The sequence below is a fragment of the Pseudomonas sp. Y24-6 genome (assembly GCF_020295325.1).
Taxonomy (GTDB): Bacteria; Pseudomonadota; Gammaproteobacteria; order Pseudomonadales; family Pseudomonadaceae; genus Aquipseudomonas; species Aquipseudomonas gregormendelii.
In genome coordinates this window covers 156,874-169,091 of the sequence record NZ_JACBXG010000012.1, presented here as the reverse complement: position 1 = coordinate 169,091, position 12,218 = coordinate 156,874, and the positions used below count along the sequence as shown (strand labels likewise).

The window sequence follows — 12,218 nt, the reverse complement described above, 5'->3', positions numbered from 1 at the left end:
TTGGAAAAAAGAACATCACACGAACCGATCATAGATGATCGGCTCGTGTTGCAACGCGGTGTGACAACAATTGTTCAGCACCGGTTCAGCGACGGACAGGGCGCTTCTGCAATTTGCGCTGCAGAGTACGCCGGTGCATGCCCAGGGCGCGGGCAGTGGCGGAGATGTTGCCTTCGTGTTCAGTCAGCACCCGCTGGATGTGTTCCCACTGCAAGCGGTCCACCGACATCGGGTTTTCCGGTACCAGGGTGTCGAGGTCGGCGTGCTCGGACAGCAGTGCGGCGAGGACGTCATCGGCATCGGCCGGTTTGCACAGGTAGTTGCAGGCACCGCGCTTGATCGCCTCGACGGCGGTGGCAATGCTCGAATAACCGGTGAGGATCACCACGCGCATTTCCGGGTCAAGCTCCAGCAGCTTGGGCAACAGCACCAGGCCGGAGTCACCGTCCATTTTCAGGTCCAGCGCGGCGTAATCCGGCAGGTCTGCCTGGGCGATGGTCAGGCCTTCCTCGGCGGACCCGGCGGTGCTGACGCGAAAGCCGCGACGGGCCATGGCGCGGGCCATCACGCGGGTAAAGGTTGCGTCGTCGTCTACCAGCAGCAAATGCGGGAGTTCTTCGCCTTCGCCTTCGACTTGGATATCGTCACTCATGTTCGTCTCCTCGGGCGACACGGGGCAGGCGCAGCTCGGTGAGCGTGCCGCCTTCCTCATGACTATAGAGTTTCACTGAGCCGCCGGCGCGTGTCACGCTGGCCTTGCTCAAAAACAGGCCCAGGCCGAAACCTTTGCCCTTGGTGGTAAAAAACGGTTTGCCAATCTGCTCGGCGATGGCCAGCGGCACACCGGCACCGTGGTCGCGGATGCTGATGGTCAGGTCCTCGGCATTCCAGTCCAGCGTCACCTGCAACCCTTCCGGGCAGGCGTCGGCGGCGTTGTTCAGCAGGTTCAGCAAGGCCTGGGTAAGGTCCGGCGGTGGCGCCATGCGGGGCACGGCGCCCTGGCCGAGCCGCTGGAAGCGATAACTGGCTTCGGGGCGCATCAGGTGCCAGCGATTCAGGGCCTCGTCGAGCCAGTCGGTGACGTCCTGCATCTCCACGGCCAAGCGACGATTGGCTTCGGCGGCGCGCACCAGTTGCTGCAAGGTTTCTTTGCAGAGTTTCACCTGATCCTGCAGCACCTTCAGATCATCCTGCAACATCGGGTCGGGATGATCCTGCTGCATCTCTTTTAGCAGCACGCTCATGGTGGCCAAAGGCGTGCCCAGTTCGTGGGCGGCGCCGGCGGCCTGGGTCGCAACGGCCAGCAGTTGCTGGTCGCGCAGGCCCTCTTCTCGCCGAATGGCGCGCAACTCTTCCTGGCGACGCAGCTCCTCGGCCATGCGCGCGGCGAAGAAGGTGATCACCGCCGCGGCCAGGGCGAAGCTCAGCCACATTCCGTAAACCTGCAGGTTTTCCCGGGCGATGGGGAACGTCTGCAGGGGATAGAACCGCGCCAGCAGCAAGGTGTACATGGTCAATGCGATGCCGGACAGGATCACCGAATAGCGCCAGGGCAACGTCACGGCGGCGATGGTCAGCGGCACCAGGTAATAGGACACGAAGGGGTTGGTCGAACCGCCGGAGAAATACAGCAGCGCACTGTGGATAAACAGGTCGCAGGCCAGCTGCACGGCGTATTCGAGCTCAGTGACCGGCCAGGAGGTGCGCAGGCGAATGGCCGTGAACGCGCACAACAGCATCGAGCAGCCGAGGGTCGCGGCCAGCTGAAACCAGGGCAGCGGCAGCAGGTCGAACCAGTAAGCCAGGCCCACGGAACCAGCTTGGGCGGCAAGTACCAAAGTACGAATGAACGTCAGCCGCCAGAGGTTCTGGCGAGTCGCGGAAGTGATTTGAACGGGGGCGAGCATGAGCTCTCCTGATGAGCGCTCCAGGCGGATCGCCATGAGTATAACCAAGCGCGGGGGCTGGCAGGCAAAAGTGCGGCAAACGGCCACATGGCAGAAAGAACGGTGGCGTCTATTAGACCGCTATCACGAGCAGGCTCGCTCCCACATTAAGATGCAATCTCTGTGGGAGCGAGCCTGCTCGCGATTGACCGCGCAGCGGTCGCCTTCGATCTGTATAGAAGTTGTAACTGTGCGAACCGGATCATTAAAGCTAGAGTCTGATGGTTTCACGCAGGCTCGGACCTTAACCCCTGCGCACCGTCCAAGGAGTTTTCATGCACACTTTCCGCCGCAGCGCCGCCCTTCTTGCCCTTAGTGTTGGCACCGTCGCCAGCCTGCCGGCCCTGGCCGCCGACGAGCTGCATTACAACCAGATCTCCCTGCGCGCCGAAGTCAGCCAGGAAGTGGCCCGCGACCTGATGATCGTGACTCTTTATACAGAAGAGCAGAACACCGACCCGGCCAAACTCGCCGCCGACATCAGCACTACCATGAACAAGTCGCTGGCCCAGGCCAAGCAGGTCAAGGACATCACTCTGCGCCAGGGCAGCCGTAACAGCTATCCGGTCTACGATACCAAGGGCCAGAAAATCACCGGCTGGCGTGAACGCGCCGAGCTGCGCCTGGAAAGTTCCGATTTCGCCGCCCTGTCGAAGCTCACCGGCGAACTGCTCACCGACCTGAAAATGGCCGGCATGGACTTCGCCATCGCCACGCCAACGCGCAAGGCCAGTGAAGACGCGCTGCTCAAGGACGCGGTCAGCGCCTTCAAGGCCCGCGCCCAGCTGGCAACTGACGCCCTGGGCGGAAAAAGCTACAAGATCGTTAACCTGAACCTCAACAGCAACGGTTATCCACAACCGTACATGCGCGGGCCGATGATGATGAAAGCCGCCAGCATGGACGCCGCTCCGGTGACCCCGGAAGTTGAGGCTGGCACCAGCCAGGTCAACATGACGGCAGATGGGTCGATTGAAGTGTTGATGCCTTAAACCGCATTGATTGCCCCTTGTAGGAGCTGCCGCAGGCTGCGATCTTTTGACTTTGCCTTAAAGATCAAAAGATCGCAGCCATCGGCAGCTCCTGCGCTGAATACGTCGATCAGGCCGCATACGTGGAATATGTCGATTACGCCGCGTGCGCGAAATATGCCGCATCCGTGGGATATGCCAGATGCGCCGATGGCGAGGGTATAAATAAGTAACACCGCGCGCCAACCGGGTGCACCTCAGCCTTCGATTGCTCCACGCGGGTGCGCGATATGCACCGAAAAAAACCTGCGCAAACGGTCAAATGCGCGTCAATTTACACATATGCGACATTAAGGTACGTTCGTGCCACTGTTTAATGCTTGTGGCCCCCCTGCATCTTGCATTGGGTATGGCCCCTGCATAAGTATCCGCAGGCACGACTCACGAGGTCGTCCTCTAATTCCAAAAATGACAACAAATCATGAGGCCACCATGCTCAAACACGCGGTCATTCCGTTTTTAGTCGGCGCCAGCTTGTTAGCTGCCGCACCTTTCGCCCAAGCGGCGACTAACCTGGTGTTTTGCTCCGAAGGGAGCCCGGCCGGTTTTGATCCTGGTCAGTACACCACCGGAACCGACTTCGACGCCTCTGCAGAAACCATTTTCAACCGCCTGACCCAGTTCGAGCGCGGCGGCACCGCCGTGATTCCTGGTCTGGCGACCAGCTGGGACATCGCTGACGATGGCCTGACGTACACCTTTCACCTGCGTGAAGGCGTGAAGTTCCACACCACCCCGTACTTCAAGCCCACTCGTGAGTTCAACGCCGACGACGTGCTGTTCACTTTTAATCGCATGATTAACAAGGACGACCCGTTCCGCAAAGCATACCCGACCGAATTCCCGTACTTCACCGACATGGGGATGGACACCAACATCACCAAGATCGATAAAGTCGACGATCACACCGTCAAATTCACCTTGAAAGAAGTCGACGCTGCGTTCATCCAGAACATGGCCATGAGCTTCGCCTCGCTGCAATCCGCCGAGTACGCTGCCCAGCTGCTCAAGGACGGCAAGCCTGCCGACATCAACCAGAAACCGGTCGGCACCGGCCCGTTCGTGTTCAAGAGCTACCAGAAAGACTCCAACATCCGCTACACCGGGAACAAGGACTACTGGAAGCCTGAAGACGTCAAGATCGACAACCTGATCTTCGCCATCACCACTGACCCGTCGGTACGTATCCAGAAGCTGAAGAAGAACGAGTGCCAGGTCACTCTGTTCCCGCGTCCGGCTGACCTCAAGGCGCTGAAGGAAGACAAGGCGCTGAAGATGCCTGACCAGGCTGGTTTCAACCTGGGCTACATCGCCTACAACGTGATGGACAAGGTCAAGGGCAGCAACGAGGCCAACCCGCTGGCTGACCTGCGCGTGCGCCAGGCGCTGGACATGGCGGTCAACAAGCCGCAGATCATCGACTCGGTTTACCAGGGCGCGGGTCAACTGGCCGTCAACGCCATGCCGCCGACCCAATGGTCCTACGACACCACCATCAAGGACGCCAAGTACGACCCTGAGAAAGCCAAGGAGCTGCTCAAGGAAGCCGGCGTCAAGGAAGGTACCGAAATCGTCCTGTGGGCCATGCCGGTACAGCGTCCGTATAACCCGAACGCCAAGCTGATGGCCGAAATGCTCCAGTCCGACTGGAAGAAAATCGGTCTGAACGTGAAGATCACCAGCTACGAGTGGGGCGAGTACATCAAGCGCTCCAAAGGTGGCGAGAACCAGGCGATGATCATTGGCTGGAGCGGTGACAATGGTGATCCGGACAACTGGCTCAACGTGTTGTTTGGTTGCGACTCGCTGAGCGGCAACAACTTCTCGAAATGGTGCGACAAGAAATTCGACGGCCTCGTGAAGGAAGCCAAGCGCACCACCGATCAAGGCAAGCGCACCGAACTGTACAAACAGGCACAACACGTCCTCAAGGACGCTGTTCCAATGACACCTATCGCTCACTCGACGGTGTATCAACCCATGCGCGCCAACGTGCAGGACTTCAAGATCAGCCCATTTGGCTTGAATTCCTTCTACGGCGTCAGCGTCAGCAAATAAGGTTCAACAACGGCGACGTCAATGACGTCGCCGTTGTTGTATCTACCGAGAGAGTAGGAAATAACCTACATCCATGTCCGACGCTGACTCCAGCGCCGGCGCAGGACGCGTCTACTTTTCCTACGAATGTTTAGGACTCTACGCATTTACTGCCGGCCCGATGGCTCATACCGTCGGAGTTCGACCAGCTCATGCGTGGGCTCTCGGTTTTGCTTCACGTAAATGGATTGCGCTCGATAAGACCCCACGTCCCCAGTCGGAACGAGGCTTGTCGAAAATACTCAGAGAACAGAGGGAGCGTCATGCGCCATACCTTGGTTTTATCCGCATTGCTGGGCACCGGCCTGTTGGCCGCCACGTCCATTAGCCAGGCTGCCAGTGACAGCCTGGTGTTCTGCTCCGAAGGCAGCCCCGCTGGCTTCGATACCGCGCAGTACACCACCGCGACCGACAACGACGCCGCCGAACCGCTCTACAACCGCCTGGCAGAGTTCGAAAAAGGCGCGACCAATGTCGTACCTGGCCTGGCCACCCGCTGGGATATTTCCGAAGACGGCCTGAAATACACCTTCCACCTGCGTGAAGGCGTGAAATTTCACACCACCAAGTACTTCACCCCGAGCCGTGATTTCAACGCCGATGACGTGCTGTTCACGTTCAACCGCATGCTCGATCCGCAGCAGCCATTCCGTCAGGCTTATCCAACCGAATTCCCGTATTTCAACGGGATGAGCCTGAACAAGAACATTGCCAAGGTCGAAAAGACCGGGCCTTTGACCGTGGTCATGACGCTTAACAGCGTCGACGCCGCGTTCATCCAGAACATCGCCATGAGCTTCGCCGCCATCCTGTCCGCCGAATACGCCGACCAGCTGCTGACATCCGGCAAACCAAGCGATATCAACCAGAAGCCGATCGGCACCGGGCCGTTCGTATTCAAGAGTTACCAGAAAGATTCCAACATTCGCTACACCGGCAACAAGCAGTACTGGGACCCGAGCCGGGTCAAACTCGACAACCTGATTTTCGCCATCAACACCGACGCCTCGGTGCGGGTCCAGAAGCTCAAGGCCAACGAATGCCAGATCACCCTGCACCCGCGCCCTGCCGACGTCACCGCGCTGAAAAACGACCCGAAACTCAAGCTCATCGAGAAGCCCGGTTTTAACCTCGGCTACATCGCCTACAACGTTCGACACAAGCCATTCGACCAGCTTGAAGTGCGCCAGGCGCTGGACATGGCAGTGAACAAGCAGGGCATTCTCAACGCCGTGTACCAGGGCGCCGGGCAACTGGCGGTCAACGCCATGCCGCCAACCCAGTGGTCCTACGACGAGACTATCAAGGACGCCGCCTACAACCCGGAAAAAGCCCGTGAGTTGCTCAAGGCCGCCGGCGTCAAGGAAGGCACCGAAATCACCCTGTGGGCGATGCCCGTGCAGCGCCCTTACAACCCCAACGCCAAGTTGATGGCCGAGATGCTCCAGGCCGACTGGGCAAAAATCGGCCTCAAGGTGAAGATCGTCAGCTACGAATGGGGCGAGTACATCAAGCGCACCAAGAATGGCGAGCACGACATCAGCCTGATCGGCTGGACCGGTGACAACGGGGACCCGGACAACTGGCTCGGCACGCTCTACAGCTGCGATGCCATCGGTGGCAACAACTACTCCATGTGGTGTGATCCGGCTTACGACAAGCTGATCAAGCAGGCCAAGATCGTCACCGATCGCGACCAGCGCACCGTGCTGTACAAGCAGGCGCAGCAATTGCTCAAGCAGCAAGTGCCGATCACGCCAGTCGCCCACTCGACGGTCAACCAGCCGTTGAGCGCCAAAATCGAAGGGTTCAAGGTCAGCCCTTTCGGTCGCAACGTGTTCTCGGGTGTCAGCATAGAAAAATAACCGATTAGCCGAAAAACGCGGGGGGCGGATTCCGCCCCCAAGCAAGCGTATTGCCGTTATTCGTCGATCTGGCGTAATGCAAACGTTTGCCAAGCGAAAAGAGTTCCAAACCAAATAGCCGGACCACAAAAAAAGGCCGGTATAAAAAAAGAGAAACCAAGGAGCTTTACCCATGAAACTGAGCAGCACCGCGTTGTTGGCCCTGGCCATCAGTAGCATCACCGCCACGGCTTACGCCGAGACTCAGAGCCAGGAATTCACCCCGGTAACGGTCAACACCAAAAGCGCTCAAGCTGAAGCCACAGGCTTCGTCGAAGGCCAGTCCATCAGTGGCACGACCCGTAACTGGTACGCCAATGAACAGCTCAAACGCGGTGGCAAGTTCGCCTACCGCAAAGACGGCGTTTCGACCGAGACTGATCGCCGGATCAACTGGGTGCAAGGCACCATCATCAAGTACAACTCTGGCTTCACCGAAGGCACCGTCGGCTTCAGCACTGAAGTCGCGGCCTACAACGCCATTGCCCTGGAACGTGATCGCGAGAACCTGGCATCCAACAACGGTGGCGCACCGGGTACTCGTCCAGGCGCGGGCAACAACCGCACCCTGACCCGCGAAGGCGGCGAAGCTGAGGGCCAGTGGAGCAAGCTGGGCCTGGCCAACGTCAAGGCGCGCGTCTCCAACACCACCCTGACCGCCGGGCGCATGAACTTCAGCAGCCCGCAGGTCGACGTCATCGGCAACCGTGCCCTGCCTTCGAGCTTCGAAGGGATCGCGATCCACAGCGAAGAACTGAACAACCTGTCCTTCGACCTGGCCACCTTCGATCGCAACTCTCCGCGTACCGAAGAAAGCCTGAGCAAGTTCCGCTCCGAATACGGCGACTCCAGTGCCGAAGCCGATCACGTCAACACCGCCGGCATCACCTACACACCATTCGCCAGCCTGACTACGAGCCTCTGGGGCACCCAGGCCGAAGACCTGTGGAACCAGTACTACTTCGGCGCCAGCCACGTGCTGGGCGACAGCTCGGTACTGAGCCTGACCACTGGTCTGAACTACTACAAGACCGTCGACGAAGGCAAAAAACTGCTGGGCGAAATCGACAACGACACCTACTCCCTGTCGCTCGGTCTGACCCACCAGGCCCACAGCCTGACCTTCTCCTACCAGGAAGTGAACGGTAACGAGTACTTCGATTACCTGCACGAAACCAACGGCATCTACCTGGCCAACTCCCTGCTGTCGGACTTCAACGGCCCGAACGAGAAATCCTTCCAGATCGCCTATGGCCTGAACATGGCTGAATACGGCGTGCCAGGCCTGAAGTTCAACATCTACCAGGCTCGCGGCTGGGGCATCGACGGCACTCACTACAAGGGTGGCGGCTACGACGGCGTGCAGTCCATGGACGGCGAACACCATTACGAGTACGGCATCGGTGCTGCTTACGCAGTACAAAGCGGCCCGCTCAAGGCCACCGCGATTCGCGCGACCTACACCGCGCACCGTGCCAGCGAAAACCAGGCTGATGGCAGCATCAACGAGTTCCGCCTCGTGACCACCATCCCGTTCAACATTCTGTAATGCACCTGCCCTGCGGCTGATTCAACGATGAATCGGCCGTTGGGCTTTTGTCTTTAAACCGATTGCAGAGGGTTCTCGATGAAAATGCTTCCCCTACGTGCGGCCATTGCGGCCGCGTTGCTGAGTGTCGCTGTTGGCGTCTCGGCCAAGCCCCTGGTGGTGTGTACCGAAAACAGTCCGGAAGGCTTCGACACGGCCCTGTACACGACTGCAGTCACCGCCGACGCCGCAGCCGAGACGCTCTTCAACCGGCTGGCGGACTTCAAGCCTGGCACCACCGAAGTGGTTCCGGCACTGGCCGAATCCTGGGACATCAGCGAAGACGGCCTGAGCTACACATTCCATCTGCGCAAAGGCGTCAAGTTTCACACCACCGACTATTTCAAGCCGACCCGCGAAATGAATGCCGACGACGTGCTTTGGAGCTTCCAGCGCCAGCTGGACCCGAATCATCCGTGGCACAAACAATCGAGCGTGGGCTTCCCGTACTTTGAAAGCATGGGCTTCAAGGAACTGCTCAAAAGCGTCGAGAAGATTGACGACAACACCGTCAAGTTCACCCTGACCCGTCGCGAAGCGCCATTCCTGGCCGACATCGCCATGGCGTTCGCCTCGATCTACTCCGCCGAGTACGCCGACCAGCTGCTCAAGGCAAACAAGCTGGGCGACCTCAACAACAAGCCGGTCGGCACCGGCCCGTTTGTGTTCCAGCGTTACAACAAGGACGCCCAGGTTCGCTTCAAGGCCAACCCGGACTATTTCCGCGGCAAGCCACCGGCTGATGCCCTGATCCTGGCCATCGCCACCGACAACAACGTGCGCCTGCAAAAGCTCAAGGCCAACGAGTGCCAGATCGCCCTGTATCCGAAACCGGACGACATCCCGAGCATCAGGAAAGACACCAACCTCAAGGTTGATGAGCTCAACGCGATGACCGTTTCGTACATTGCCATGAACACTTCGCACAAATACATGAGCGATGTGCGGGTGCGCAAAGCCATTGATATCGCTTTCGACAAGGAAGCGGCGGTCAACGCGCTGTTTGGCAAGGGCAATGCCACCGTGGCGGTCAACCCGTACCCGGACACCCTGCTGGGCTACAACCACAGCCTGAAGAACCCGCCGCGTGATCTCGACAAGGCGCGTGCCCTGATCAAGGAAGCAGGCGTGCCTGAAGGCACCGTGTTGACCTTGTTTACCCGCAACGGCGGCGGCGCGACCAACCCCAACCCGATGCTCGCCGCGCAGATGATGCAGGCCGACCTGGCCAAGATCGGCCTCAAGATCGACATCCGTGTCATGGAGTGGGGCGAAATGCTCAAGCGCGCCAAAAACGGCGAGCACGACATGGTGGCCGCCGGATGGGCGGGCGATAACGGCGACCCGGATAACTTCCTGACGCCTATGCTCAGTTGCGAGGCGGCCAAAAACGGCGAAAACTACGCGCGCTGGTGCAACGAGAAGTTTCAGGCCCTGCTCGACGAAGCCCGGGTCAAAGTGAACCCCGATGAACGTGCGGCGCTCTATGAGCAGGCGCAGGCGATCTTTAACCAGGATCAACCCTGGATCGCCCTCGCCCACACCCGTATGTTTACCGCAATGCGCAAGAACGTAGAGGGCTATCACATCAGCCCTCTCACCACTAATAACTTCGCCACTACCCAGGTGAAGTAGATAAGAAAACTCCCGGTGTCCCTGACTCCAGGGACACCAGGCACGCCTAACCGGCTGATGAGGTACACCACAAGATGTTTAGTTTTATTGCCCGCCGATTGGGGTTATTGATCCCCACGTTCTTCGGCATCACCTTGCTGACTTTCGCGTTGATTCGCATGATCCCTGGCGACCCCGTGGAAGTCATGATGGGCGAACGCAGAGTCGACCCGGAAATGCATGCTCAGGCAATGGAACGCCTAGGTCTGAACAAACCCCTGTATGCCCAATACCTGGATTACATTGGCAAACTGGCTCAAGGCGATCTCGGGGAATCGTTGCGCACCCGGGAAAGCGTCTGGACTGAATTCACTTCACTCTTCCCCGCGACCCTGGAACTGTCCATGGCCGCCCTGCTGTTCGCCGGCATCCTGGGCCTGCTGGCCGGGGTGATCGCGGCACTCAAGCGAGGATCCCTGTTCGACCATGGGGTGATGGGCATCTCCCTGGCGGGATATTCGATGCCGATCTTCTGGTGGGGCCTGATCCTGATCATGTTCTTCTCGGTGTCCCTGGGCTGGACCCCGGTGTCCGGACGGATCGACCTGCTCTATGACATCGAGCCGCGTACCGGCTTCATGCTGATCGACACGCTGCTGGCCGATGACGTCGGTGCGTTCCTCGATGCGCTGCACCACCTGATCCTGCCTGCCATCGTGCTCGGCACCATCCCACTGGCGGTCATTGCGCGGATGACCCGTTCCTCGATGCTCGAAGTGCTGCGCGAAGACTACATCCGCACCGCCCGCGCCAAAGGCCTGTCGCCATCGCGCGTGGTATTCGTGCACGGCCTGCGCAATGCACTGATTCCGGTACTGACGGTAGTCGGCCTGCAAGTCGGCACGCTGCTGGCCGGTGCGGTCCTGACCGAAACCATCTTCTCCTGGCCCGGCATCGGCAAATGGCTGATCGAAGCCATTGGCGCGCGGGACTATCCCGTGGTGCAGAACGGCATCCTGTTAATCGCCTGCCTGGTGATTCTGGTCAACTTCGTAGTGGATATCCTCTACGGCTTTGCCAACCCACGCATCCGTCACCAGCGCTGAGATCATGACCATGACCACTCCAGCTTCAACTCCAGCGGTAGCAGTCGATCAAAGCCTGCTGTACCCGTCCCCGTACAAAGAATTCTGGCATGCCTTCTCCAGGAACAAAGGCGCCGTCGCCGGCCTGATGTTCATGTTGCTGGTGATTTTCTGCGCACTGTTCGCCCCCTGGGTGGCACCGCACAACCCGAGCGAGCAGTACCGCGACTTCCTGCTGACCCCGCCAGCCTGGCTGGAAGGTGGGCAGATGCAGTTCCTGCTCGGTACCGATGAACTGGGCCGAGACCTGCTGTCACGGCTGATCCAGGGCTCGCGCCTGTCGCTGCTGATCGGCTTGTCGTCGGTAGTGATGTCGCTGATTCCAGGGATTCTCCTGGGACTGTTCGCCGGGTTTTTCCCGCGCTTGCTTGGCCCGACCATCATGCGCCTGATGGACATCATGCTGGCACTGCCGTCACTGCTGCTGGCCGTGGCGATTGTCGCCATCCTCGGCCCTGGCCTGATCAACACCGTGATCGCCATCGCTGTGGTGTCCCTGCCATCCTACGTGCGTCTGACCCGCGCTGCGGTGATGGGCGAACTGAACCGTGACTACGTGACCGCCGCGCGCCTGGCGGGTGCCGGTCTGCCACGCCTGATGTTCATCACCGTGCTGCCCAACTGCATGGCACCGCTGATCGTGCAGGCGACCTTGAGCTTCTCCTCGGCAATTCTCGATGCCGCGGCACTGGGCTTCCTGGGCCTTGGCGTACAACCGCCAACCCCAGAGTGGGGCACCATGCTGGCTTCGGCTCGCGACTACATCGAACGCGCCTGGTGGGTGGTGAGTCTGCCTGGTTTGACCATTTTGCTCAGCGTGCTGGCAATCAACTTGATGGGCGACGGCCTGCGCGATGCGCTGGACCCGAAACTCAAGAACGCCGCCTGAGGAG

9 protein-coding genes are annotated in these 12,218 nt (G+C 59.5%); 7 read left to right on the top strand and 2 right to left on the bottom strand.

The features are described from left to right. Positions 1–85 precede the first annotated feature (85 nt). Positions 86–652 (bottom strand): response regulator transcription factor, encoded by a 567-nt coding sequence (locus HYI44_RS22155; RefSeq protein ID WP_045061485.1) that lies wholly within the window; start codon positions 650–652, stop codon positions 86–88. Continuing rightward, entirely contained in the window at positions 645–1,907 is a 1,263-nt protein-coding gene (locus tag HYI44_RS22150) for an ATP-binding protein (RefSeq protein ID WP_045061486.1), read from the bottom strand. The genes HYI44_RS22155 and HYI44_RS22150 overlap by 8 nt, the downstream gene beginning before the upstream one ends. Positions 1,908–2,221: 314 nt before the next feature. Between HYI44_RS22150 and HYI44_RS22145 the strand changes: the two genes are divergently transcribed. From HYI44_RS22145 to HYI44_RS22115, 7 genes are all read left to right on the top strand, one after another. Then, positions 2,222–2,938, top strand: a complete 717-nt coding sequence (locus HYI44_RS22145) for an SIMPL domain-containing protein (RefSeq protein WP_225570541.1) — start codon at positions 2,222–2,224, stop codon at positions 2,936–2,938. Positions 2,939–3,409: 471 nt separating this feature from the next. Continuing rightward, positions 3,410–5,035 (top strand): ABC transporter substrate-binding protein, encoded by a 1,626-nt coding sequence (locus tag HYI44_RS22140; protein WP_122837491.1) that lies wholly within the window; start codon positions 3,410–3,412, stop codon positions 5,033–5,035. Positions 5,036–5,337: 302 nt separating this feature from the next. Beyond that, on the top strand, positions 5,338–6,939 hold the full coding sequence (locus HYI44_RS22135; protein ID WP_122837490.1) for an ABC transporter substrate-binding protein: 1,602 nt from the start codon (positions 5,338–5,340) through the stop codon (positions 6,937–6,939). A 172-nt stretch (positions 6,940–7,111) separates the two neighbouring features. Next, entirely contained in the window at positions 7,112–8,527 is a 1,416-nt protein-coding gene (locus HYI44_RS22130) for an OprD family porin (RefSeq protein ID WP_122837489.1), read from the top strand. 78 nt (positions 8,528–8,605) lie between these two features. Further along, positions 8,606–10,201, top strand: a complete 1,596-nt coding sequence (locus HYI44_RS22125; protein WP_225570540.1) for an ABC transporter substrate-binding protein — start codon at positions 8,606–8,608, stop codon at positions 10,199–10,201. 74 nt (positions 10,202–10,275) lie between these two features. Then, entirely contained in the window at positions 10,276–11,286 is a 1,011-nt protein-coding gene (locus HYI44_RS22120) for an ABC transporter permease subunit (RefSeq protein WP_122837487.1), read from the top strand. Positions 11,287–11,296: 10 nt separating this feature from the next. Then, on the top strand, positions 11,297–12,214 hold the full coding sequence (locus HYI44_RS22115; protein ID WP_122838602.1) for an ABC transporter permease subunit: 918 nt from the start codon (positions 11,297–11,299) through the stop codon (positions 12,212–12,214). The last annotated feature ends 4 nt before the right edge of the window (positions 12,215–12,218 follow it).

Bases quoted from the DNA above. Each gene is read 5' to 3' on its own strand.
- HYI44_RS22155 (WP_045061485.1), bottom strand. From the start codon at position 652: ATGAGTGACGATATCCAAGTCGAAGGCGAAGGCGAAGAACTCCCGCAT.
- HYI44_RS22150 (WP_045061486.1), bottom strand. From the start codon at position 1,907: ATGCTCGCCCCCGTTCAAATCACTTCCGCGACTCGCCAGAACCTCTGG.
- HYI44_RS22145 (WP_225570541.1), top strand. From the start codon at position 2,222: ATGCACACTTTCCGCCGCAGCGCCGCCCTTCTTGCCCTTAGTGTTGGC.
- HYI44_RS22140 (WP_122837491.1), top strand. From the start codon at position 3,410: ATGCTCAAACACGCGGTCATTCCGTTTTTAGTCGGCGCCAGCTTGTTA.
- HYI44_RS22135 (WP_122837490.1), top strand. From the start codon at position 5,338: ATGCGCCATACCTTGGTTTTATCCGCATTGCTGGGCACCGGCCTGTTG.
- HYI44_RS22130 (WP_122837489.1), top strand. From the start codon at position 7,112: ATGAAACTGAGCAGCACCGCGTTGTTGGCCCTGGCCATCAGTAGCATC.
- HYI44_RS22125 (WP_225570540.1), top strand. From the start codon at position 8,606: ATGAAAATGCTTCCCCTACGTGCGGCCATTGCGGCCGCGTTGCTGAGT.
- HYI44_RS22120 (WP_122837487.1), top strand. From the start codon at position 10,276: ATGTTTAGTTTTATTGCCCGCCGATTGGGGTTATTGATCCCCACGTTC.
- HYI44_RS22115 (WP_122838602.1), top strand. From the start codon at position 11,297: ATGACCACTCCAGCTTCAACTCCAGCGGTAGCAGTCGATCAAAGCCTG.